The 566-nt window shown below is 61.5% G+C and carries 1 protein-coding gene; it reads left to right on the top strand.

Translation table 11 applies throughout. The features are described 5' to 3' along the window. Window positions 1-566 (top strand): DUF6531 domain-containing protein (locus AC07VV_RS30455; protein WP_495038347.1); only part of this gene is annotated, 566 nt, incomplete at both ends.

Genomic DNA, 566 nt, shown 5'->3' with positions numbered 1-566 from the left:
CCGGTGTCGATGGTCACTGGCGAAGAGCTGCTGACGCTGACCGATGGCGTGCTAGACGGGTTGCTGCCGTTCGAGTTCAGCCGGTTGTATCGCACCAGTGCCGCCGAGATCGATGTCGGGTTGGGGTTTGGCTGGAGTCATTCGCTGGCGCATCGGCTGGAGGTCGATGGCGCTTTTGTGGTCTGGGTTGACCATGAGAACCGACGGACGCGGTTTCCGTTGCCGAGTGTCGAGCGGCCGGCGATTCATAACAGTCTGTCGCGGGCGGCGATTTTTCTGGGGGATGAGCCGGAGGAGTTGATCGTTGCGCTGGCGGGGGACGCGGCGCGGTTTTATCACTTTCGGGCTGGGCGTCTGACTGCTGTTAGCGATGCGTACGGCAACCGGCTGCGTATTACGCGTGATCGTCAGGATCGGATTGAGCGGCTGGATAACGGCGTCGGACGTTCGCTGCTGTTGCGTTACGAGCGGGCGCATCTGGTCGCCGTCGATTATCAGGTTTTTTGTGAGTCCGCCTGGCGCACCGAGCAGACGCTGGTCAGTTACCGCTTTGATGCGCGTCATCG

The organism is Pseudomonas sp. GW821-FHT02C04 (assembly GCF_059421845.1).
Note: the sequence above shows the minus strand (reverse complement) of the source record. Positions and strands in the feature narration are given on the sequence as shown.